Here is a 24,704-nt window from a genome sequence, read left to right on the forward strand (position 1 = left end):
TCCTAATAAATTGACTCTCCCAACAAAGTATAAATCAGTCCCGCCACGGATACCAATATCACAATACTTCCGATCACACGGTTCAGTATCCAAATGCCACGCAGGTTGAACTTCGTGCGCACCTTGTTTACAAAATAAGTGATTCCGAGCCACCAGGTCAATGCGCCCGCAGCGATAGCAAAATATCCCGTTATCTCTTCAAAGACCAGAACACCCTGCTGCACAAAGGCAAAACGGGCAAAAAGTCCGATAAACAGGAATATGATCAAGGGGTTGGAAAGAGTGACGAAAAATGCAGTAATAAAATTATGAAAATAAGAACCTTTGTTGGACGAAGCCGGACGAATCGAGTTCACCGGATTGCTGCGAAAGGTATAGATTCCGAAAATAAGCAACATGACACTACCGAGTAATTGCAGATAGAAACTGCCTTTATTAATATAGTCAGAAACGAAGCTCATGCCATAACCTGTCAACAAAGCGTAAGCTATATCACTTATAGAGGCTCCCAGCCCTGTCACAAATCCGTACCAACGCCCTTTGTTCAAAGTCCTCTGGATACATAATACGCCCACCGGACCGAGGGGTGCGGACACAACAACGCCAATAATAAAGCCTTTAACTAATATATCGAATATTGTCTCTATCTGAATCATTCCGCAAATATCGCACTTTTTTGTGATATGGGGATAGTATATTAACGTTTTTTCCACACAAGAATCATGATATATAGCCATAATAAGCAAAACATACATCGAAAATAAACATATTAAATAAGGTATAGGAATTTATTCTCCCTATTTTTTCCTACCACCAATGAAATTGATTATCTTTGCGCCACAGAAAAAGAGAAGAGTTTCTCCCGCAGAGACTTCAATCGTAAAATAGCAAATCGTAAAATCGTAAATATACAACATGATTCTTTTTTTCAGAACCCCTTCCAAGAGCGTGATTGCCGTAGAGAGCAACCATCAGCTCACCCCTGACGAAAGTAATAAACTCTGCTGGCTTTTTGGAGAAGCCGTGATGGAAAGTGAAGAAAACCTGAAAGGCTGTTTCGTCGGTCCGCGCCGCGAAATGATCACTCCCTGGAGTACAAACGCAGTAGAAATCACCCAAAACATGGGACTTGAAGGCATCAGCCGCATCGAGGAGTACTTCCCCGTTAAGGACGAAAATGCCGACTTCGACCCAATGCTGCAACGCATGTACAAGGGACTCGACCAAAATGTATTCACGACCAACCGTCAGCCGGAACCGATCATCTATATCGAAGACCTCGAAGTGTACAATGAAAAAGAAGGCCTGGCGCTTTCTAAAGAAGAAATGGACTATCTGAAGAAAGTGGAAAATGACCTCGGCCGTAAACTGACTGACTCTGAAGTTTTCGGTTTCGCACAGATTAACTCCGAACACTGCCGCCACAAAATCTTCGGCGGAACGTTTATCATCGACGGTGTAGAACAGGAATCTTCCCTGTTCCAAATGATTAAAAAGACGACACAGGAAAATCCGAATAAAATCATCTCTGCTTATAAAGATAATGTAGCCTTCGCAGAAGGGCCGGTTGTAGAGCAATTCGCTCCGGCAGACCACTCCAAGCCTGATTATTTCCAGGTGAAAGACATCAAGAGTGTTATCTCTCTGAAAGCGGAAACACATAACTTCCCGACTACCGTAGAGCCGTTCAACGGTGCTTCTACCGGTACAGGTGGTGAAATACGCGACCGTATGGGTGGTGGTAAAGGTTCATGGCCGATTGCAGGTACTGCTGTATACATGACCTCTTATCCCCGCACGGACGAAGGACGCGAATGGGAGGAAATTCTTCCGGTACGCCAATGGCTATACCAAACTCCCGAACAGATTCTTATCAAGGCATCCAACGGTGCTTCCGACTTCGGAAACAAGTTCGGCCAGCCGCTGATCTGCGGTTCCGTACTGACATTCGAACATACGGAGAACAAAGAAGTGTACGGGTATGATAAAGTAATCATGCTCGCCGGTGGTGTAGGCTACGGTACACAGCGTGACTGCCTGAAAGGTGCTCCCGAAGCAGGTAACAAGGTGGTAGTAATCGGCGGCGACAACTATCGCATCGGACTGGGCGGCGGTTCCGTATCTTCAGTAGATACAGGACGTTACAGCAGTGGCATTGAACTGAATGCTGTTCAGCGCGCTAACGCTGAAATGCAGAAACGTGCCAACAACGTAGTACGTGCCCTTTGCGAAGAAGATGTGAATCCTGTTGTTTCCATCCACGACCACGGTTCAGCCGGACACGTTAACTGCCTGTCCGAGCTGGTAGAAGAATGTGGTGGCTTGATTGACATGAGCAAGTTGCCTATCGGTGACAAGACATTGTCGGCAAAAGAAATCATTGCCAACGAGAGCCAGGAACGTATGGGACTGTTGATTAAAGAAGAAGCTATCGAACATGTACGCAAAATCGCCGAACGCGAGCGCGCTCCGATGTACGTAGTCGGTGAAACAACCGGCGACCATCGTTTCGCTTTCCAACAGGCTGACGGTGTACGTCCGTTCGACCTTGCCGTAGAACAGATGTTCGGTTCTTCCCCCAAGACCTATATGGTAGACAAAACGGTAGAACGTCATTATAAAATGCCGGAATACGAATTGTCCAAACTTCACGAATATCTGACTAATGTATTGCAACTCGAAGCAGTAGCCTGCAAGGATTGGTTGACAAATAAGGTAGACCGTTCGGTAACAGGTAAGGTAGCCCGCCAGCAATGCCAGGGTGAACTTCAGTTGCCGTTGAGCGACTGTGGTGTCGTAGCACTCGACTACCGTGGTGAGAAAGGTATCGCCACTTCTATCGGACATGCTCCGCAAGCTGCATTGGCTGATCCGGCTGCCGGCTCTATCCTTTCCGTATCCGAAGCGCTGACCAACCTCGTTTGGGCTCCGATGGCAGAAGGCATGGACAGTATCTCTTTGTCTGCCAACTGGATGTGGCCCTGTCGTTCACAGGAAGGTGAAGACGCTCGTCTTTACACAGCTGTGAAAGCATTGAGCGACTTCTGTTGCGCTCTGCAAATCAATGTTCCTACCGGAAAAGACTCTCTGTCCATGACTCAGAAATACCCGAACGGTGAGAAAGTAATTTCTCCGGGAACAGTGATTGTCTCTGCAGGCGGTGAAGTCTCAGACGTGAAGAAAGTAGTATCTCCAGTATTGGTAAACAATGAAAAGACTACTCTTTATCATATCGACTTCAGCTTTGACGAACTGAAACTCGGTGGTTCCGCTTTCGCGCAATCTTTGGGTAAAGTAGGCGACGATGTACCTTGCGTACAGGATGCCGAATACTTCCGTGATGCTTTCCTTGCCGTACAGGAGCTTGTAAACAAAGGATTGATTCTTGCGGGACACGATATTTCCGCCGGTGGCCTGATTACCACATTGCTCGAAATGTGCTTCTCTAATGTAGAAGGCGGTATGGAAATCAGCCTTGACAAGATGAAGGAACAGGATATCATCAAGATTCTGTTTGCTGAAAATCCGGGTATCGTTATCCAGATCAGCGACAAGCATAAGGAAGAAGTGAAGAAGATTCTCGAAGATGCCGGCATAGGCTACATGAAATTGGGTAAACCGACTGACGAACGCCACATCCTGGTATCTAAGGACGGTGCTACTTACCAGTTCGGTATCGACTACATGCGTGATGTATGGTATTCTTCTTCTTACCTGCTCGACCGCAAACAGTCTATGAACGGCTGCGCAAAGAAACGTTTCGAAAACTATAAAATGCAACCTGTTGAATTTGCGTTCATGCCTGAATTCAAGGGTAAGCTTTCTCAATATGGTATCACTCCGGAGCGTCGTACTCCTAGCGGTATCCGTGCGGCTATCATCCGTGAGAAAGGTACAAACGGCGAACGTGAAATGGCTTACTCACTCTACCTGGCAGGCTTCGACGTAAAAGACGTTACGATGACCGACCTTATCAGCGGACGTGAGACACTGGAAGATGTGAACATGATTGTTTACTGCGGTGGTTTCTCCAACTCTGACGTACTGGGTTCAGCCAAAGGATGGGCAGGCGCATTCCTGTTCAACCCGAAAGCGAAAGAAGCGCTGGATAACTATTATGCCCGTGAAGATACACTGTCATTAGGTGTCTGTAACGGTTGCCAGTTGATGATGGAACTCAACCTTATCAACCCGGAACTGAAGAAGCAGGGCAAGATGTTGCACAATGATTCACATAAGTTCGAATCACGCTTCCTCGGCCTGACTATCCCGACAAACCGCAGTGTGATGTTCGGCTCTTTGAGCGGCAGCAAACTGGGTATTTGGGTTGCTCACGGAGAAGGAAAGTTCTCTTTGCCCTATGACGAAGACAAATATAATGTAGTAGCGAAGTATAGCTATGATGAATATCCGGCTAACCCGAACGGTTCCGACTATTCCATCGCAGCACTGGCTAGTGCGGACGGACGTCACCTGGCTATCATGCCTCACTTGGAACGATCCATCTTCCCATGGCAAAATGGTTGCTACCCGGAAGATCGCAAGAACAGCGATCAGGTAACTCCGTGGATCGAAGCATTTGTCAATGCCCGTAAATGGGTGGAAGAAAAAGTGAAATAAAGTTTTCCTTTATAATTTATCTAAGAAAGGCTGGTATTTTTTGAAATATCAGCCTTTTCTTCATTTTTTTCTTGCTACCGTAATTCCTTTTTTTGCAACTAAACAGTCTCAAATAAACAGCTTATACAAATAGCAGTAAAATACCTTATCCACTTCACTTTAAGAGCCATGTAATCTTACCTTAAAATTTTGCAGTATCAAAAATTCTTCTTAATTTTGTCAAACTTTCCCCCTCTAAAATAAGATTCAATAACCCTTAAAAGTCCTATTTGTATGAAAAAGTGGATTTTTCTATTATTATTGTTTCCTTTAACCTGTGTCGCTCAGACGTATCAATATCTAGGAGTGGAAGATGGGTTGAGCAACAGGCGAGTTTATTGCATTCAGAAAGACAGAACCGGCTATATGTGGTTCCTCACACACGAAGGTATTGATAGATACAACGGAAAAGATTTCAAGCGATATAAGTTGATGGACGGTGACACAGAAGTAAATTCTCTGTTAAACCTCAACTGGCTATATATAGACCGGGATGGAGTACTGTGGGAAATCGGCAAGAAGGGCAAGATATTCCGATATGACGAGATCCATGACCGTTTCGAACTTGTCTACAAGTTACCGATAGAGAACTTCCGTGACCTGCCTGCTCCGGTCAGCTTTGCATGGCTCGACCGGAATAATCATATATGGCTATGCAATGAAGAAACAATCTTTCTTTATAACACGGCAACCGCTCAAGTGTGCCCTATCAGGAATGAAATAAAGGAAGAAATCACCGACATTGAGCAAATAGACGAATCGCATTACTTTATTGGTACGGAAATGGGGATTCACTATGCCAAACTGGAAAATGACACTCTGGAACTTATCAACTGCGACAAACTGGAGAACGTGAAAGTTCAGGTCAGCGACCTGCACTTCGACAAAAAGATAGGAAAACTATTCATAGGAACTTTCCTTCGGGGCATTTTCATCTACGACATGAGTATCAAGTCTGTCGTACAACCGGACAACAATCTGAGAGATATCAGTATCAACAAATTCAAGTCACTGAATGACAAAGAATTGCTGATAGCAACGGATGGCGGTGGTGTACATAAAATGAATATTGAAACTTTCCAGTTGGAACCTTACATCATCACAGACTACAACAACAATAATGGCATGAACGGCAACAGCATCAATGACATTTATGTAGATGATGAAGAAAGGATTTGGCTGGCAAATTATCCTATTGGAATAACCATACAAAACAACCGTTACTCCAGTTATAAATGGATAAAACACTCCATAGGAAACAAGCAGTCCTTAATCAATGACCAGGTAAATGCAATCATTGAAGACAGAGACGGAGATTTATGGTTCGCGACAAACAACGGTATCAGCTTTTTAAATTCAAAAACCGGACAGTGGCGTTCGGTGCTCAGTTCATTTGAGAAGTCACAAGAAAATAAGAGCCATATATTCCTCACCCTTTGTGAAGTGGCGCCCGGAACTATTTGGGCAGGCGGTTATTCTTCCGGTGCTTACCAAATAGACAAGAAGTCATTTAAAGTCAGTTATTTCATGCCGCCGCTATACACCCAAACCAGCATGCGGCCTGACAAATATATTCGTGATATCCGCATGGATTCACAAGGATACATCTGGTCCGGCGGATTTTACAACCTGAAACGTATCCGCCTGGAAACACAGGATGTACGGTTTTACCCGGGTTTGAACTCCGTCACCGCCATCGTCGAAAAAGATGATAAAAGCATGTGGATAGGTAGTGCCACGGGGCTATATCTATTGGACAAGGAATCCGGAAAATGGGAACGCATCAAACTTCCCGTAGAATCAACCTATATCTACTCTTTGTATCAGGCAAAGAACGGGTCATTATATATAGGTACAAGCGGTTCAGGACTCTTGATCTACGATTTTAACAAAAAGCTGTTCACTCATTACTACTCGGAGAACTGCGCTTTGATATCCAATAATATCTATACCATATTGTCGGATGCGGATAAAGAGATATTAATGGGTACAGAGAGCGGACTGACGAGTTTCTATCCGGAACAAAAGAAATTTTATAACTGGACGGAAGATATGGGATTGATGACTACGCACTTCAATGCGTTGTCGGGCGTATTACGCAAAAACAATAACTTTGTCTTCGGAAGCTCTGACGGAGCAATCGAATTTCATAAAGATATGAAATTACCCAGAAGCTATTCGTCCAAGATGATTTTCAGTGACTTCAAGCTTTTCTATCAGACTATTTATCCGGGAGATGAAAATTCTCCGCTGAAAGAAAGTATCAATGATACCAAAGTACTGGAATTGAAATACAATCAGAATATTTTCTCCTTGAAGGTTTCTTCCATCAACTACGATTATCCTTCCAACATCCTTTATTCCTGGAAACTGGAAGGATTCTACGAAGAATGGAGCAAGCCCAGCAGTGAAAGTATAATCCGTTACACCAACCTTGCACCGGGAACATACACACTGAAAGTACGCACCATCTCTAATGAAGACAAGCGCATCGTACTCGAAGAGAGAAGTATGGATATTATCATTGCCCAACCATTCTGGTTGACGTTCTGGGCGATGTTGTTATATGCAGGCATACTTTTCCTCATTGCCGCCATTCTATTGCGTATCCTTATTTTAAGAAAGCAGCGTAAAGTTTCCGACGAGAAAATACACTTCTTCATCAATACGGCACATGACATCCGCACTCCATTGACGCTGATCAAAGCACCTTTAGAAGAACTTCGCGAAAAAGAGACATTAAGCAAGGAAGGCATTTCGAATATGAACACGGCTTTACGTAACGTAAACTCTCTGTTACGTCTCACGACTAATCTTATCAATTTCGAAAGAGCGGACGTATATTCTTCCGAGCTATATATTTCGGAACATGAGCTCAACACGTTCATGAGTGAAATATTCAACGCATTCCAGCAGTATGCCAATATCAAACATATCAACTTCACCTATGAAAGTAATTTCAGGTACATGAATGTCTGGTTTGACAAAGAGAAGATGGAATCTATCTTCAAGAATATCATTTCAAACGCGTTGAAATATACACCGGAAAATGGAAACGTGCAGGTTTTCGTTTCAGAGACGTCCGATTCGTGGAGCGTGGAAGTGAGGGATACAGGTATCGGTATTCCGGCCAGCGAACAAAGCAAATTGTTCAAACTTCATTTCCGCGGCAGTAACGCTATCAATTCCAAAGTGACCGGTAGCGGTATCGGACTGATGCTCGTATGGAAATTAGTCCGGTTGCACAAAGGAAAGATTAACCTGTCTAGTGTGGAGAATCAGGGTTCCGTAATTAAAATCACTTTCCCGAAAAACAGTAAACTTTATCGGAAAGCGCACCTGGCGACTCCAAGCAAGCAACGCCAGGAAATCAAAAGCCTCAACAATGATGCAGCTCCATCCCCTGAGATTTACGAAACAGCGCAAAAGAAAGAAAATGCAGGTCACCAACGAATCTTAATCGTGGAAGATAACGATGAGTTACGTAACTACCTATCACAAACATTATCCGGAGACTATACCATCCAGGTTTGTTCCAACGGAAAAGAAGCGTTGACTATTATTCCCGAATATAAACCGGAACTGGTTATCTCCGACATCATGATGCCGGAAATGCGGGGGGATGAGTTGTGCAAAGTTATCAAGAACAATATCGAGACATCGCACATCCCTGTTATCCTGCTGACGGCTCTCAACAACGAGAAGGATATTCTTGCAGGACTTAACATCGGCGCAGACGAGTATGTAGTGAAACCGTTCAATATTGGTATTCTAAAGGCAAATATATCCAATCTGCTGGCAAACCGCGCCCTTTTGCGCAGCAAGTATGCAAGCCTGGATCTCGAAGATGAAGAGAACGATGAAGATTGCATCAATTGTTCACAGGATATTGACTGGAAGTTCATAGCAAGTGTCAAGAAGAATGTGGAAGACAACATAGATAACCCAGCTCTTACAGTAGATGTGCTTTGTAGCCTGATGGGTATGAGCCGTACCAGTTTCTACAATAAACTAAGAGCACTGACCGACCAGTCACCCGGAGATTACATCCGGCTGATTCGCCTGAAACGTGCCGTAAAATTACTCAAAGAAGACGCACACAGCATAACGGAAATAGCGGAGATGACAGGATTCAGTGATGCCAAATACTTCCGTGAAGTATTCAAGAAGCATTACAACGTAAGTCCCAGTCAATACTTCAAAACAAAAAAAGCAGTAACAAACAAAGAAGAAGGAGAAAAAGAAGAATGAACATTTATCTCGAATCATTTGGAATCTTTTTTAAAATAGGCGCTTTTACCATTGGCGGCGGGTATGCAATGGTGCCACTCATCGAAAATGAAATTGTGACCAAGCGGAAATGGATAGCGCAGGAAGACTTTATCGACCTGTTGGCCATCTCCCAGTCCGCCCCCGGCATCCTGGCGGTTAATATTTCCATTTTTATAGGATATAAGTTGCGCGGCATCCGGGGAAGCATTGTCACGGCATTAGGAACGATTCTTCCTTCTTTCATTATTATATTGGCTATCGCCCTGTTCTTTCATAGTTTTAAGGATAATCCGATAGTGGAGCGTATCTTCAAAGGTATCCGTCCGGCAGTAGTGGCACTTATCGCCGCACCGACCTTTACAATGGGGCGGTCAGCCAAAATCAACCGCTACAATCTGTGGATTCCCATTGTTTCAGCACTGCTTATCTGGCTGCTGGGCTTCTCGCCGATCTGGATTATTATTGCTGCGGGTGTAGGCGGTTTCCTTTGGGGAAAATTAAGAAAAGTTGAGAGTTGAGAACGGAGAGTTAAGAAGGCACGGATTATTATATAATAAATTATTAATCACATGATTTACATACAGTTATTCTATACATTTTTCAAAATCGGACTTTTCGGCTTCGGTGGCGGTTATGCCATGCTTTCCATGATTCAAGGCGAGGTGGTAACCCGCTACGGATGGGTAAGTTCGCAGGAGTTCACAGATATAGTCGCCATCAGTCAGATGACACCGGGGCCGATAGGTATCAATGCAGCGACCTATGTTGGGTTCACTTCGACAGGCAGCGTTTGGGGTTCTATCATTGCCACTTTTGCGGTAGTTTTCCCCTCTTTTATCTTAATGCTGACTATCAGTAAATTCTTTCTGAAATACCAGAAACATCCGGTAGTAGAATCCATCTTCAGCGGGCTGCGACCAGCAGTCGTAGGACTACTGGCTTCTGCCGCACTGGTATTAATGAATGTAGAGAATTTCGGTTCACCTACGGAAGACACTTATTCGTTCGTTATCAGCGTCATTATATTCCTGATAGCTTTTATCGGAACAAGAAAATATAAAGCAAATCCGATTCTGATGATTATTGCCTGCGGTATTGCAGGATTGCTGCTTTACTAAAGCTTCACTTTCTTACTTACAGACTTCGATTCATTATGAAGGCGATCCAAAGCCGTTACCACATAACGGTGTTTCGTTTTTCCAGTTTCGTATGGAAGTTTGTAGAAAGGATTGCGGGTGATAGCTACAATATGCGAAGGGTCGTCAAGGTTCACTTTTTCTTTTCCGCCAAAGCGGTACACTACATATTGGACAGCCTTATCCATTTCTGTTTCTGCTTTCGGAGCAGTCCAAAAAAGGACATAACCATCTTCTGTCCATACCTTTTTCATCTTGCGCACTTTGCCCGGAGCCTTGTCATCCATAAAGTCAAAGACAGGAATCAATGCAGGATATTTATGATATTCACTCACTAAAGCATCACGGTATCTTCCCTGATTTTCGACAACAGCCGACGCATACCATTGGCAGCTACCGCCAATCGTCTGATAAGCACGCTGCAAAGCCATCTTTCGTGGAAGCTGGTTGATGGAAGGATTCTGCGGGTCGGCATGCTGGATAGTGTTCGGCACAGACTGACCGATAAACAACGGACGGTTTTCCGAATGGGTAGCCCACCATTTCACCAACGTCTCATAATCGGCTGCCTTATGACCGATTTCCCAATATATCTGCGGAATATTATAATCAATCCATCCCTCACGTGCCCAAAGCAGGACATCGGCATACAAATCATCATAATTCTGCAAACCGTTCGTATTACTTCCCAACGGATCGCTCTTCTGATTACGATAAATACCAAACGGACTGATACCGAACTTCACCCATGGCTTTATCCCACGGATAGTCTCGTGAAGCTTCTTTATCAACACATTGACATTACTACGACGCCAGTCAGCCTTGTTCGTAAAACCGCCACCATAACGGGCAAAGCTCGCATCATCCGGAAAGTCCAATCCTTTCACCGGATAAGGATAAAAATAATCATCCATATGGATAGCATCCACATCATAGCGGGACACGATATCGGTCACGATCTTACAGATATATTCCCGGCTTTCGGGAAGTGCCGGGTCGAAGTATAGCTGATCGCCATAAGTAACGAACCATTCAGGGTGCTGGTGGTAAATATGTTCCGGTGCCAACTGATTCTTCAACGAAGTCTTCACACGATAAGGATTAATCCAGGCATGAAACTCCATATTCCTTTTCTGGCATTCTTCAATCATAAACTGCATCGGATCCCACATAGGAGAAGGAATCTGCCCTTGCGTACCGGTCAGGAAGCGACTCCACGGTTCATGTTGTGAAGCGTACAATGCATCCGCTTCAGGACGTACCTGAAAGATAATCGCATTAATGCCGGCTCCTTGAAGAGAGTTCAACTGGCTAATCAATGTCTGTTTCAGCCGTTCGGTAGGAATCCCCCGGAACTGACCGTTGACAGCCTGTATCCACGCTGCACGAAATTCACGTTTAGGATATTTATTGCCAGATGGCACTTGCGCCCTCACTCCTACCGCAAGAAGAAGAGCTAAAAGTAAAAGATAGTTTTTCAGCTTCATAATATTCTTAAATCGTAATAATGTGACGCAAAGATAATACAAACTCCCGATAAATTCGCTAACTTTGCCGACTACCATAAAACAAGGAGTATTTTATGTCAGAAAATAACTATATTTCGATTAAGGGTGCACGAGTAAACAACCTGAAAAACATCGATGTAGATATACCACGCAACAAACTTGTTGTAATCACCGGATTATCGGGTTCCGGCAAATCTTCCCTCGCTTTTGATACCCTCTATGCAGAGGGACAACGTCGCTATGTAGAAAGTTTGAGCAGCTATGCGCGCCAGTTTCTGGGGCGAATGAGCAAGCCGGAATGTGACTTTATCAAAGGGATTCCGCCCGCCATTGCCATCGAGCAGAAAGTGAATAGCCGCAACCCGCGTTCTACTGTGGGGACTTCGACTGAGATTTATGAATATCTCCGCTTGTTGTATTCCCGCGTGGGAAAAACATACAGCCCCGTCAGCGGACAGGAAGTGAAGAAACATTCGACGGAAGATATTGTCAACTGCATGCTCTCGTATCCGGAAGGTACAAGATATACGGTGCTGACACCAATCCGTCTGCGTGAAGACCGCACCCTGCAACAACAGTTGGAAATAGACCTGAAACAGGGTTTCAACCGTATCGAAGTGAACGGTGAAATGAAACGTATAGACGAATATACACCCGTGGCAGGTGATGAAGTCTATCTGCTGGTAGACCGTATGGCGGTAGCCAACACCAAGGATGCCATGAGCCGATTGACCGACTCTGCCGAAACAGCCATGTATGAAGGTGACGGAACCTGCATGCTGCGTTTCTACCTTTCGGACGGAACAACGAAGCGACACACTTTCAGCACGAAATTCGAAGCGGACGGCATCGTCTTTGAAGAGCCGAACGACCAGATGTTCTCGTTCAACTCTCCTATCGGCGCCTGCCCTACCTGTGAAGGATTCGGCAAAGTGATCGGTATCGACGAGCATTTGGTTGTACCGAACCGTTCTTTATCCGTATACGAAGGAGCTATTGTATGTTGGCGCGGCGAGAAGATGGGAGAATGGAAAGAAGAACTCATCCATAATGCGGAAAAGTTCGATTTCCCGATTTTCACGCCTTATTTTGAGTTGACGGATGCACAACGTCGTCTGCTCTGGGAAGGCAACCAGTACTTCCACGGCATCAACGATTTCTTCAAGATGTTGGAAGAGAATCAATACAAAATACAATATCGTGTGATGCTTGCACGTTATCGGGGAAAGACGCTTTGTCCGAAATGTCACGGCACACGTCTGAAACCGGAAGCCGGATATGTACGGGTCGGCGGTAAGAATATCTCCGAACTGGTAGATTTGCCAATCACGGAATTAAAGCAGTTCTTTGACGGTCTGGAACTCAACGAGCACGACAGCGACGTAGCCCGCCGTATCCTTATTGAAATCAACAACCGTATCCACTTCCTGATTGATGTAGGTTTGGGTTACCTGACCTTGAACCGTTTAAGCAATTCCCTCTCCGGTGGAGAAAGCCAACGTATCAATTTGGCAACATCATTGGGAAGCAGCCTTGTAGGTAGCCTTTATATCCTCGATGAGCCAAGTATCGGCCTTCACAGTCGTGATACGGATCGGTTGATTTATGTATTACGCCAACTACAACAGTTAGGCAACACGGTAGTAGTCGTGGAACATGACGAAGAAATCATCCGTGCTGCAGATTACATCATCGACATAGGCCCTAATGCCGGACGTCTGGGGGGAGAAGTCGTTTATCAAGGCGACATGAAAGACTTGAAAAAAGGAAGTAACAGCCACACGGTGCGTTATCTCTTGGGAGAAGAAGAAATTCCCGTTCCCGAACATCGCCGTCCGTGGAACAACTATATAGAATTAAAAGGCGCGCGCGAAAATAATCTGAAAGGTGTGGACGCCCGTTTCCCGCTCAACGTAATGACAGTCGTTACCGGAGTTTCCGGTTCCGGCAAGAGTACGCTGGTACGGGACATTTTCTTCCGGGCACTGAAGCGTGAACTGGATGAATGTAGTGACCGTCCGGGAGAATTCTCCTCTATCGGTGGTAGCCTGCGCGACCTGAGGAATGTAGAATTCGTAGACCAGAATCCGATCGGCAAATCATCACGTTCCAACCCGGTGACTTATATCAAGGCATATGATGAAATCCGTAAACTATGGTCTGAACAGCCTTTAGCCAAACAAATGGGTTATACAGCCGGATTCTTCAGTTTCAACAGCGAAGGCGGACGTTGCGAAGAATGTAAGGGTGACGGAACAATCACCGTAGAGATGCAGTTCATGGCAGACCTGGTACTGGAATGTGAATCCTGCCACGGAAAACGTTTCAAGTCCGACACATTGGAAGTGAAATTCCATGATAAAAGTATCTATGATGTATTGGAAATGACCGTGAACCAGGCTATTGAATTCTTCAATGAACATGGACAGAAGAAAATAGTGAAGAAGCTGCTCCCATTACAGGACGTAGGGTTAGGATATATCAAACTGGGACAATCCTCTTCCACCCTTTCCGGCGGTGAGAACCAGCGTGTGAAACTGGCATTCTATCTGAGCCAGGAGAAAGCAGACCCGACCATGTTCATCTTTGACGAACCGACTACGGGATTGCACTTCCATGATATCCGCAAATTGCTGGATGCTTTCGACGCACTAATTCGTCGGGGACACAGCATCGTTATTATCGAGCACAATATGGACGTTATCAAATGTGCCGATTATGTAATCGACCTCGGTCCCGAAGGTGGAGACAAAGGTGGAAACATCGTAGCCGTAGGTACTCCCGAAGAAGTGGCTGCTTGCGGAGCAAGCTATACGGGGCAGTTTTTGAAAGAAAAACTAGGCTAAGCAACGTTTATACTGTAAAGAGTACCAAACCTGACTCTAATAAATAAAGCCCTTGTGGAAATATAGCTTCTACAAGGACTTATTATTTTGTATTCTATCAGGTTTCTCTCTTACAAGTAAAATCCGAATCCTATCTTAACACCGAAACGTGACATATCACCGTCGTTGAAACGCCATTTATAATAAACGGCAGGTTCGATAGTTACTGTACGGGAGAGGAAATAAGCATATCCGGCTTCGATACCCAATCCCCAGTCTGTCTGATGCTTGCCGCCACTCCAACGGAAACGGTTCCAGTCAAGTCCGCCACCCAGATAAATACCAGTTTTGTTAAAGTAGAAACGTACTCCCGTACCCAATGTGTACTCGTCTACCGGTTTCGACCAGTCGGCTCCGGCATTTACCATCAAGGCAATACCTTCGGCAAAGAACGTACCAACCTGTGCGCCAAGACCAAATTTTGCTTTATCATTTTTACTATACGAAAAGTCCAATCCCGACAATGAAGGATTAATAATCGTAGTTCCTTTCTCAAATTGTGCCTGTGCAGTGAAAGAGACTGCCAATAAGCAAAGAGCCAAAGCTAATTTCTTCATAAACTTACTTTTTTAAGTGAATAGATTGTTCGTCTTTTTTGCGGCGTTCACGCATTTGTTCCTTTTTCCGGAGTACCAACCAGAGGAGGAAGACAATGACATAAGATACGGCCACCGTGAGTATTTTCTCTGTCAGACCAACTTCAGTGTTACGTGGCAACAAATAAGCCGCAGTTACTGATACATAAATAAGGAATGCAAGCGCAACTCCCGTCGATTTCTTTATTTTCTTCATTCTGATAATTTTCTTGTTTTCTGCTTGCCCAGCCAGACGTAGAACCAAACTGCCGCAATCACCACACACGCTATACCAACGCTATAAGAAATTACGTGCGAAAGTCCCAAGCCTTCAGGAGCAATACATATATAAGTAGAACATACACTTGTCATAAACAATGCCGGTATCAAAGTAATGATATAAGGTTTCTTGGATACCGCTAAAAATACTGTTATAGCCCATAGGGTAAACACAGCCAACGTCTGGTTAGCCCAAGCGAAATAACGCCATATCATATTAAATCCGTTCGCATCACGTAAGCTATACAAAAGCAGACCGATAGCAACTACGAACATCGGAACGCAGATGTATAAACGACGACGCATACTTTTTTGTTCCAGTCCCAGGAAATCCGCCACAATCAGACGGGCGGAACGGAAAGCCGTATCTCCCGAAGTAATTGGTGCGGCAATCACTCCCAAGATAGCGAGCACTCCACCGACTGCTCCCAACCATTCTTTTGTAATGGCATCCACTATAACCGAAGCATTACTCTCTCCCATCCCGTTCTCATGGAAGAAGTAAGTAGCGGCGGCAGCCCAAATAAGGGCAACAATACCTTCGGTAATCATCGCACCGTAGAACACCGGGCGACCGTGACGTTCCGAAGTCATGCAACGTGCCATCAAAGGACTTTGCGTAGCGTGGAAACCGGAAATTGCCCCGCAAGCAATACTCACAAACATAATCGGGAAAATAGGAAGCTCGCTCGCTTCGGGATTTGTATTTTGTAACCCATCCCACAGTTCCGGCAAGGCAGGATGATGAACGTAAAGCATCACCAGGATACCTACTGCCATAAACAGTAGCGCCACCGCAAACAGCGGATAGATTTTACCAATGATTTTATCTACAGGCAATAAAGTTGCCAAAATATAATAGGCAAACACAACGATAATCCAAAACGTGGCATCCAGACTTTCCGGTGTAAGTTTTGCCAGCAGTCCGGCAGGGCCGGCCACAAACACCGAACCTACCAAAATCATCAGGATAACGGTAAATCCCCTCATTATCTGTTTCGTTGTAAGCCCTAAATAACGGCCGATGATTTCAGGCAAACTTTCACCGCCATTACGCAAAGAAAGCATTCCGGCAAAATAATCGTGTACCGCACCTGCAAAAATACTTCCCAATACTATCCATAAATAAGAAGATGTTCCGAATTTCGCTCCCATAATTGCCCCGAAAATCGGGCCTAATCCTGCAATATTAAGGAATTGAATCATGAAAATCTTCCAGGTTGGTAAAGGGATATAGTCCACTCCATCAGCCTTGGTTAGTGCCGGTGTTTTACGGTCATCCGGACCAAAGACGCGCTCCATCAGGCGTCCATACGTAAAATAGCCTACTATCAATGCAAGCAGGCATAGAGTAAATGTAATCATAGTGTGTCGTTTTTTAGCTTGGCAAATGTAACATAATCTCACGAAATAGCCCAACAATACCGACACTTTTACTAACTTTGCAGGGATTTAAAACAAAAAATAAAGAATATGCGTCGATATATTTTCATTCTTTCACTTTTGTTTCCTTTACTCCCAATGGCTGCACAGCCCAAGTATGAAGTCCGTGCCGCATGGCTCACAGCTCTGTATGGTCTCGACTGGCCTCGTACACGTGCTGTAAGTCCGCAAAGTATCCGCAAACAAAAGGAAGAACTGGTGGATATTCTCGATAAACTGAAAACTGCCAACTTTAATACCGTCCTGTTTCAGACGCGTACACGCGGGGATGTGCTATATCCCTCGTCCATCGAACCTTTCAACTCTATCCTGACAGGGAAATCCGGTGGAAATCCCGGATATGACCCGCTCGCTTTCGCCATCGAAGAATGTCATAAGCGGGGTATGGAATGCCATGCCTGGATGGTGACTATCCCGTTAGGAAACAGGAAACATGTTGCTTCTCTCGGCAGCCAGTCCGTCACCAAGCGGATGAAAGATATTTGCGTACCGTATAAGAATGAATATTTCCTGAATCCTGGACATCCGGGAACTAAAGAATATCTGATGAAACTGGTGCGGGAAGTCGTAAGCCGCTATGATATTGACGGAGTGCATTTCGATTACCTGCGTTATCCCGAGAATGCTCCTCTCTTTCCCGACAAGTACGACTTCCGCCGATATGGCAAAGGTCGTACAGTAGAACAGTGGCGACGGGATAATATTTCAGAAATCGTACGCTATATATATAAGGGTGTAAAAGCGATAAAACCGTGGGTGAAGCTAAGTGCCAGCCCGGTAGGAAAATATCGTGATACTTCACGTTACCCTTCCCGTGGGTGGAATGCTTTTCATACCGTTTATCAAGACCCGCAAGGATGGCTCGGAGAAGGCATCATGGATCAGATATATCCAATGATGTATTTCCAAGGGAATAGTTTCTATCCTTTTGCCCTCGACTGGCAAGAACAGAGTAATGGACGACAGGTGATTCCGGGGCTCGGCATTTATTTCCTTCATCCCGACGAAGGAAAATGGACGCGTGACGAGATAGACCGTCAGATGAATTTCATCCGCAGTCATAAACTGGCGGGTGAAGCACACTACCGGGTAAAGTATCTCATGGAAAATACGCAAGGTATTTATGATGAATTAGCCGAAAACTTCTATGCATATCCGGCTTTACAGCCACCAATGCCCTGGTTGGATAATGTGCCGCCCACAGCTCCAACCGAACTGAAAGTAACTGATATCGACCATGGATATACAGAATTAAAGTGGCAGGCTGCTACTGATAATGATCCGCATAATAATCCGATGTATGTGATTTACGCTTCCAATGAGTATCCGGTAGACACCAGCCGACCGGAAAATATCGTAGCGCAGAATATCAGGGAGACAAGTTATATCTATGCCCCTATCCTACCTTGGAATGCGAAAAAGCATTTCGCTGTTACAGCCGTAGACCGTTATGGAAATGAGAGTGTAGCGGTACAAAAGTGATACTAACAGTATCAAGTAAAGACATATATAAAATCAAAGAGGAATAACAGTTTTATGTTCCTTTTGATTTCTAAAGATAACAAGCTCTACCTTTTTGCGTGTATCCGCATGTTTCAACGCCTCTTTCATGTCAGCTAAATTATTGACAAGCTTTCCATTTACACTAAGAATAGCGTCATTCGGAGCAATAAAATCTCTGACCGGACTACCTAGGGCATCTACTGAAACGACATAAACTCCCCGTTCCGTGTCCATACCAGTAGCGGAGCGTTCTTCCAATGTATCCAGATTCTTAAACGTTACCCCTTTCCAAAGCATCGTCTTAGTATCCGTAACATGACCTGCCACAAGTGGAACGGGCATAACAGGCCTTTCAGCCAGCTGTTTCAAACGAGAAGACAACACTCCGAAATTATTCATTGGAAAATTACGGAAACCTCCTTTAATTATCGCTTCAGAATCGTCTGCTACATTAAAATCACCTTTCGCAGTATCTATAAACCTGATTGCAGCTACTATAGAATGAGCATCTCCACCAAGTTGGCGAGCCGCAAGATACGACAAACTGTCTGTAAAGATATTATAGTCTACTTCCCTGCCCCAACCATACACTCTTATAGGTTTATATTTGGCCATTACAATATTACGTGAAAAAACATCTCCGCTATTTTTAAACCACAAATGCGGGTGAAGCGTATTATTAATGATAATATTATTTTCAACAGTCCGATAAAAACCTTCACGCAGTTTAATACCACCATTCAAACAAAGATTATTGTATATTTGATAATTACTGGAGCCATCATCCAAATCTATATCCCATCCTCTATCACAACGCAACCGATTATGACGGATAATGATAGGTTCGACTACATCTGCCAAAATCAATGCTGGATTTTCATCCGTAATTTGCGTCATTACATTATAATTCGGATGCCAAAAACGGTCACGTCCCCAAGAGTTGATAGTTCCATGGTCACCCGTTTCTTTTACGGTGTTAAAAATATCGTTATATTCGATAATATGTCCGCCCCAAGTACCTTCGCTGATGTTAATCCCAGCACGGGGAGTATCGTAAATACTATTATGACTAACTGTAATGTTACGGCACATGGAAAGTTCCACTCCTGTAATCTGCTTTTCAAACAAACCGATAGTACATATCAAATTATCATAAACCTCACAATAAGCAGGATGATTGTCATTCTGAGGACCTTTAGTAGTATCCATTTTATCCAAAGGAACAAATTCCCCGTACCTAAAACTCGGTGAACGTACTCCCGCCACATCTCCAACAAAGCAGATGGCACTGGCTCCAATAAAAGTCAGGAAAGAACCGGTCACTGCCGAATAACGGTTATATTTATCAAAAAAGACACCGTTTCCTCCGACATGATGGACATAGCAATCACGCAAGGCACATTTTTCCGTTCCCCTGAAAATAATGGCTCCTCCCCGATATATCGTCCAGTCCGAACGGAGCAGGGGCTCGTAAGGTTCCATAAATGTCCGTATCGTTTGCGTCAGTTCTATTCCTTCAATGGTTATGTTCTTCACCGGATAGGATGAAGTGCCCGCCAATTCAATCAAGTTTTTAAGTTGAGGAGTTTCAAACGTCAGTTCGTTTATATTTTCATCGGGCAAAGGATAATAATACAACCAGCCTTCTTTTTTATCATAGTACCATTCTCCCGGAGCATCCAGTTCTTCAAAGATATTCTCTACCATCCTGTTTTCACGATGGATTCCCATAGGACGGTTGTTCTGCCAACCGCCTTCCAGTTGCAACTCTCCCTTTTCATTCTTACCTGTAATACGATAATGAAAATCACCCCAATCATGACTATGCATAGCATGAAGGTAACCTCCTTCCGGATTCTTCCATTTTTTCACTCGTTCCGGTGCTGTTGCCAAAGCAGATGTACCATTAAAACGAACAGCAGTTTTATCATAATCAGGATAACGTGCCATAGACCTCAAATCTCCGTTTACGATAAGCATATCCATAACCGGATTCCCTTTCACCGCAGCCCGCATGATACCATTTTTGTACTTTTCCCATTTCAAGTCCAAGGTAATTCCGCTTGATATTATAGCTTTCTCACCTGGATAATTCTTTATTATTAATTCTTTCGAATCATTTCCATCAGCAGAGGTCAGCACCAAGGGGCTATCTAATATATATTTCCCTTCCCTCAAATAAATCGTAGTGCAGTTCTTATCCTTTCGAGATTTTTCCACCGCTTCATGAATGACATGAAAAGGAGTTGCCAGACTGCCATCTCCACCGGATGATGCATGAGGAGAAACGTAGTATATCGATTGGGCATAAATGCCTATAAATGGCATTGTTGATAAAAAAAGAAGGATTGTTTTTATTCTTCGTGTTTTCATAATGATATGATTATTGGGGCTATCTGTATGGGCAAAGATAGACTAAATAAAATACTTAATTAACAAAAAATGAAATTTTAATAACTTTACGTACCATAAAAGAAATGGTATGGGGGTAGCTCAAAAAAATAATCAATCCCATACCATTTCAGTTACCTGAAAAAAGAGTTAAATTACTAATTCATCTCTATATCAAAACTTTTTCCTATGATACAAATATCAAGATAAAATTCTATTTTAATTTATAAGATAAATCGTACTTCTTACCACCTACGGAAACTTCTACAGAAGCCCCATCAGCATGGAATGTACCGGGAGTCGCACCTATATTATCTGTAAATTTAGCACTAATATTCAAGCTTGCACGTTCAGACTCATTCGTAAACGGATGGATTACCGTAATAAAACGTGCCGCACCTCCCATCGGTTTGGTTATACTCACGCGATACCATTTACGTTGAAGCGTTTTCTCATTCTGCTTACTAGAGGACCAATTAGTACTCCATTTAGCTACATATCCGGAATTAGTTTCAACAAATGTCTTAAACTGCATGTTATTATTATCGTCAAATTTTGTGTAAGCACCATACTGAAAGTTCTCCTTATCAGCTTCATCAACAACAACCTTAGGCGCATTACCCAAATTGAAAGTCACATCCACCACCGGGGTAGTTTTACCGGCATCATAGCCCTCGTCCACCAAAACAAAGAATGTCTTGTTCACAAAAAATATGGCACGACGATGTGTCAAGTCACCATAGGACTTATTTTCTGTTACAAGCACATCGATATTGCCTTTGCTTTCTTGCAACAAGAATTTTCCATTCATATAACCATCTGCTATAGTGGCAGAGTTCTTGGTCATTGTATTGTGCATGGTGGTTGCCCGATATGATTTGCGCAGATTATCACTTTCTTTATCTCCTCCATAAGTAAAGAAACCTGCATCCGGTAAGAAATTACGTCCATCACGATATAAACTGAAAGTTCCGTTATCCGGCTGGCAGTGCACATAATTCTTGGGATTATTGTTATTCTTCAAAACCATCATGGTTGCATCCGGCGCCCACTTGCTGCGCAACATATAATAACCGCCATCCTTATAGAGCTGGATTAATTCTTCAGGAGCCTTTCCCTGTTGCCCTTCAGTTGCCATCCATTCTATCTCTTTATCATCAGGGAACATGGCCATATATCTACGGAAATTACCTAACAGTACACTTTTAGTCCATGAACTAGCACCTGTATCATTAAAATTATCAAAAGAATAATCGGGATACGTAATATCCATTACGAAACGGGCGGCTTTCTTCAATAATCCGACATAATTGGTCGGGAAGTATCCGACTTTATTGTTGACTTGTGCCATATTATAGAGCTTATTGCAAGCATAAACAGCTTCTATATGATAACCGGGAGTCAGTTCTACATGTACCCCATCACCTAAGAATTGTGCTTCCACCTGTTCAGTAATCTTCGCTGTCCCTTCATTCAGCCATTCACCTGCATTCTTGAATTCCGGCATTAATAATCCGGCAGAAACAACACTCTCCACTTGAGTAATAAGAATATTAGTCTCTTTATAATAATTCTTACGGATACATTCCACTCCATCCGACAACGCAACGAGAAATGTAGAAAGCCATTCAGGAGTAAAGTTCTCCGATTGAATACAATAAGACATTATATCAAGCTGTGCTTGTATTCGATGAGCCGGTTGAAGTCCATACCATTCCACATTTTTGCTTTTATCGACTTTCCCTTCAGGGCAAGGAAACGTTTTCAACCAATCACCATAAACCTCTATCCATGATTTGACATATTTCTCATCATGAGTAACCGAATATGCCTCTGCCTGATATATCATCCACTGGTGACGATGCAACTGATAAACAAATTCAGCATCTCCCTTAAACTTATCAGGGACATAATTCCAGTTTATTCCATCTTCTTGTTTAAACAGGACGTACGTTTCTTTTCCTGCTGCATCTTTTGACTCGTATTTATCTTTTACATAAAAACGATATTCTAAAGCCTGGTCAGCAATATTTTTATTGAAATCACCAATAGACGTCAGATTCTTAAGATTAGGATTAATCACGTCCTCCCTGTTGCGATAGTATTCCAACAATGTCGAAGTGGCGGAGTTATAATCTTTCTTTTCACAATATGCTTTCACTTGCTCCAAACCGGGATAATCAAGATTGATTACTTCAAACAGTCTTGGAACTGATGTTTCACTTCCGCCATTATCCTCTTCCTTGACATGATTCTCAAAGAAAATAATCTTATCATCATTGCAGGCAGTCATGAGCACACCCAGCAAAAATAATAAACTAAATATTTTTGTATTCATACTGATTCAATTTGAATTAATTACCATTACTCCATCCCGGGTTTTGCCCCAAATCGGCATTCATATAAATTTCATTTTGGGGATATGGGAACAAATACATCTTATCCTCCCAATGCATTTGCTGCAACAAGACCTTTTCATAAGACAGAGAAGTCCCGTTCTTTTTTATCTTTACCCCATAGATATTCCTAACTTCATCCAACCCCGCTATCTTCCAACGGCGAATATCATAGAAGCGATGCCCCTCAAAAGCCAGCTCAATGCGGCGTTCATTGCGAACCTTTGCTGTAAAGTCCGCTCCATTTTCAGTCACATGTTTCATATCAGCACAATCACGAACCTGATTCAAGGCTTCGCGTGCCGTCAACGGGCATCCTTCTGCCGTAGCATCCGGGCCTTTCCACTCATTCATAGCTTCTGCATAATTCAACAATATCTCGGCATAACGGAACAAGACATAGTGATGATACAGTTTATTCGGTTTATTCGGATCGAGTGATACGGACGGATTCATATATTTACGCAGATAATATCCAGTTTTCGTAGAACCATCCAATGTCTTGTTTTTACCGCCTTCAAAAGTCTCCACCTTTTGCTTCTGCCATATCGAGCCATTGGTCAGTACGTTTTTGTATAAACGAGGGTCACGAGTTTCTTTATTGGCAGTATCATAATACATATTTGCTACATGCGTCGGATTATTCCAGTCAAACGGAGTTCCGTCCTTCATTTCATAAGCGTCCACCAGATTCTGTGTAGGAGTATTTCCACCTTCTGCCCCTTCATATCCCATCGGTTCATTGCGTGACTCAAAATCATTCGTGGTTGCAATGGCACGACGCTCAAAAATCAACTGCTTGGATTTCAAAACCTCATTACCCCCTAAATCCGAATACAAGGGGTCGGCCGAGACTTTCGGCAATTGATATTTATTCATACCGATGACTTCATAAGCCGCTTTAGCTGCCGCTTCCCACTTTGTCAAGTCACGACCGGGATTATGCAAATCACTTGCCGCATACAGTAAAGCCCTTGATTTTAAAGCCAGTGCCGCACCTTTGGTCACCCTGCCTGTCTCGCCTCTGACACCATCTTCCGGCAGTCCTCCTTCCCGGGTTATCTCCGTACATTCCTTTGCTATGAAATCTATCACATCCGCAAATGAAGTCTTTCGTACAGAATTAATCTCTTCCTGCGTATAAGTACGTGTTATCAAAGGAATATCCCCATAGCGTTTAGCCAGTTCGAATAAATAAAACGCACGCAAGAAACGGACTTCCAAAGAAAATTTAGAAGCCTTGTCTATCATTTCATCATAATCTTCATTATACTGAAAACGTTCAAGCACTTTCGGATCAAAATTTTCAAGGAATAAATTGGCGCTACGAATTCCGTTCCAGAAACTCCAGCCATCATCGACACGCTTTAGAGGACTCCAAATACCATTGGTTATATAATAGATACTATTATATAACCAAGTATAGACAGAATTATCGGTAGCAGATTCCATCATCGCATCATTCACCCTCCCAAAATCAGTCGGCAAGAAGCCATATATATAAGCTACCGATGAGTTCATATTATTAAAATAGCTGTAGGCTTCTTCCTTGGTTTTTCCGCTAGTTTCATCGTAATCGAGAAAATCACATCCGTCCAATAAAAACAGAGCGAAAGCCGCTACTACATAGTTCTTTATATTTCGCATAACTATCTTT

At 43.5% G+C, this 24,704-nt stretch carries 14 protein-coding genes; 6 read left to right on the forward strand and 8 right to left on the reverse strand.

Translation table 11 applies throughout. The annotated features are described in order from the left end of the window. Positions 1-2: 2 nt before the first annotated feature. Positions 3-656 carry a LysE family translocator gene (locus AB5443_RS18880; protein ID WP_044656119.1) on the reverse strand — a complete coding sequence of 218 codons (654 nt, stop codon included), beginning with the start codon at positions 654-656 and terminating at the stop codon, positions 3-5. Positions 657-915: 259 nt separating this feature from the next. Here AB5443_RS18880 and purL point away from each other — a divergent pair, with 259 nt between their 5' ends. From purL to AB5443_RS18900, 4 genes are all read left to right on the forward strand, one after another. After that, a complete protein-coding gene (purL, locus tag AB5443_RS18885) occupies positions 916-4,620 on the forward strand; it encodes a phosphoribosylformylglycinamidine synthase (protein WP_277134216.1) in 3,705 nt (1,234 codons plus the stop codon). 273 nt (positions 4,621-4,893) lie between these two features. Beyond that, a complete protein-coding gene (locus tag AB5443_RS18890) occupies positions 4,894-8,910 on the forward strand; it encodes a two-component regulator propeller domain-containing protein (protein ID WP_277134215.1) in 4,017 nt (1,338 codons plus the stop codon). Then, positions 8,907-9,449 carry a chromate transporter gene (locus AB5443_RS18895; protein ID WP_022138354.1) on the forward strand — a complete coding sequence of 181 codons (543 nt, stop codon included), beginning with the start codon at positions 8,907-8,909 and terminating at the stop codon, positions 9,447-9,449. The genes AB5443_RS18890 and AB5443_RS18895 overlap by 4 nt, the downstream gene beginning before the upstream one ends. A 51-nt stretch (positions 9,450-9,500) precedes the next feature. Next, positions 9,501-10,049: a chromate transporter gene (locus tag AB5443_RS18900; RefSeq protein ID WP_022138353.1), complete on the forward strand. Its 549-nt coding sequence runs from the start codon at positions 9,501-9,503 to the stop codon at positions 10,047-10,049. On the opposite strand, the gene AB5443_RS18905 is transcribed toward AB5443_RS18900, so the two are convergent. Then, positions 10,046-11,554: a glycoside hydrolase family 10 protein gene (locus AB5443_RS18905; RefSeq protein ID WP_277134212.1), complete on the reverse strand. Its 1,509-nt coding sequence runs from the start codon at positions 11,552-11,554 to the stop codon at positions 10,046-10,048. The two genes, AB5443_RS18900 and AB5443_RS18905, sit on opposite strands and share 4 nt — an antisense overlap. A 95-nt stretch (positions 11,555-11,649) precedes the next feature. On the opposite strand from AB5443_RS18905, the gene uvrA reads away from it, so the two are divergent. Continuing rightward, positions 11,650-14,421 (forward strand): excinuclease ABC subunit UvrA, encoded by a 2,772-nt coding sequence (gene uvrA, locus AB5443_RS18910; RefSeq protein ID WP_277134210.1) that lies wholly within the window; start codon positions 11,650-11,652, stop codon positions 14,419-14,421. Positions 14,422-14,531: 110 nt separating this feature from the next. Here the strand turns inward: uvrA and AB5443_RS18915 are convergent, their stop codons facing one another. The 3 genes from AB5443_RS18915 to AB5443_RS18925 are packed head-to-tail and all read right to left on the reverse strand — an operon-like array spanning position 14,532 to position 16,679. Continuing rightward, a complete protein-coding gene (locus AB5443_RS18915) occupies positions 14,532-15,017 on the reverse strand; it encodes an outer membrane beta-barrel protein (RefSeq protein ID WP_022138348.1) in 486 nt (161 codons plus the stop codon). A gap of 4 nt (positions 15,018-15,021) precedes the next feature. Continuing rightward, positions 15,022-15,252 (reverse strand): hypothetical protein, encoded by a 231-nt coding sequence (locus AB5443_RS18920; protein ID WP_022138347.1) that lies wholly within the window; start codon positions 15,250-15,252, stop codon positions 15,022-15,024. Beyond that, a complete protein-coding gene (locus tag AB5443_RS18925; protein WP_195662723.1) occupies positions 15,249-16,679 on the reverse strand; it encodes a carbon starvation protein A in 1,431 nt (476 codons plus the stop codon). Before AB5443_RS18925 ends, AB5443_RS18920 begins: the two co-directional genes overlap by 4 nt. 108 nt (positions 16,680-16,787) lie before the next feature. On the opposite strand from AB5443_RS18925, the gene AB5443_RS18930 reads away from it, so the two are divergent. Beyond that, entirely contained in the window at positions 16,788-18,239 is a 1,452-nt protein-coding gene (locus AB5443_RS18930) for a glycoside hydrolase family 10 protein (protein WP_277134206.1), read from the forward strand. Positions 18,240-18,272: 33 nt separating this feature from the next. Here the strand turns inward: AB5443_RS18930 and AB5443_RS18935 are convergent, their stop codons facing one another. The 3 genes from AB5443_RS18935 to AB5443_RS18945 form a co-directional block, all read right to left on the reverse strand. Next, positions 18,273-20,633 (reverse strand): PDZ domain-containing protein, encoded by a 2,361-nt coding sequence (locus AB5443_RS18935; protein WP_277134204.1) that lies wholly within the window; start codon positions 20,631-20,633, stop codon positions 18,273-18,275. 232 nt (positions 20,634-20,865) lie between these two features. Further along, positions 20,866-22,989 (reverse strand): heparin-sulfate lyase HepC, encoded by a 2,124-nt coding sequence (gene hepC, locus AB5443_RS18940; protein WP_277134202.1) that lies wholly within the window; start codon positions 22,987-22,989, stop codon positions 20,866-20,868. A gap of 16 nt (positions 22,990-23,005) precedes the next feature. Then, the gene (locus tag AB5443_RS18945; RefSeq protein ID WP_368114322.1) at positions 23,006-24,694 is read right to left on the reverse strand and encodes a RagB/SusD family nutrient uptake outer membrane protein; all 1,689 of its coding nucleotides are present in this window, start codon (positions 24,692-24,694) and stop codon (positions 23,006-23,008) included. Between the last annotated feature and the right edge of the window lie 10 nt (positions 24,695-24,704).

The organism is Bacteroides sp. RTP21281st1_H5_RTP21281_210402, assembly GCF_040918965.1.
In the GTDB taxonomy this organism is placed as follows: domain Bacteria; phylum Bacteroidota; class Bacteroidia; order Bacteroidales; family Bacteroidaceae; genus Bacteroides; species Bacteroides congonensis.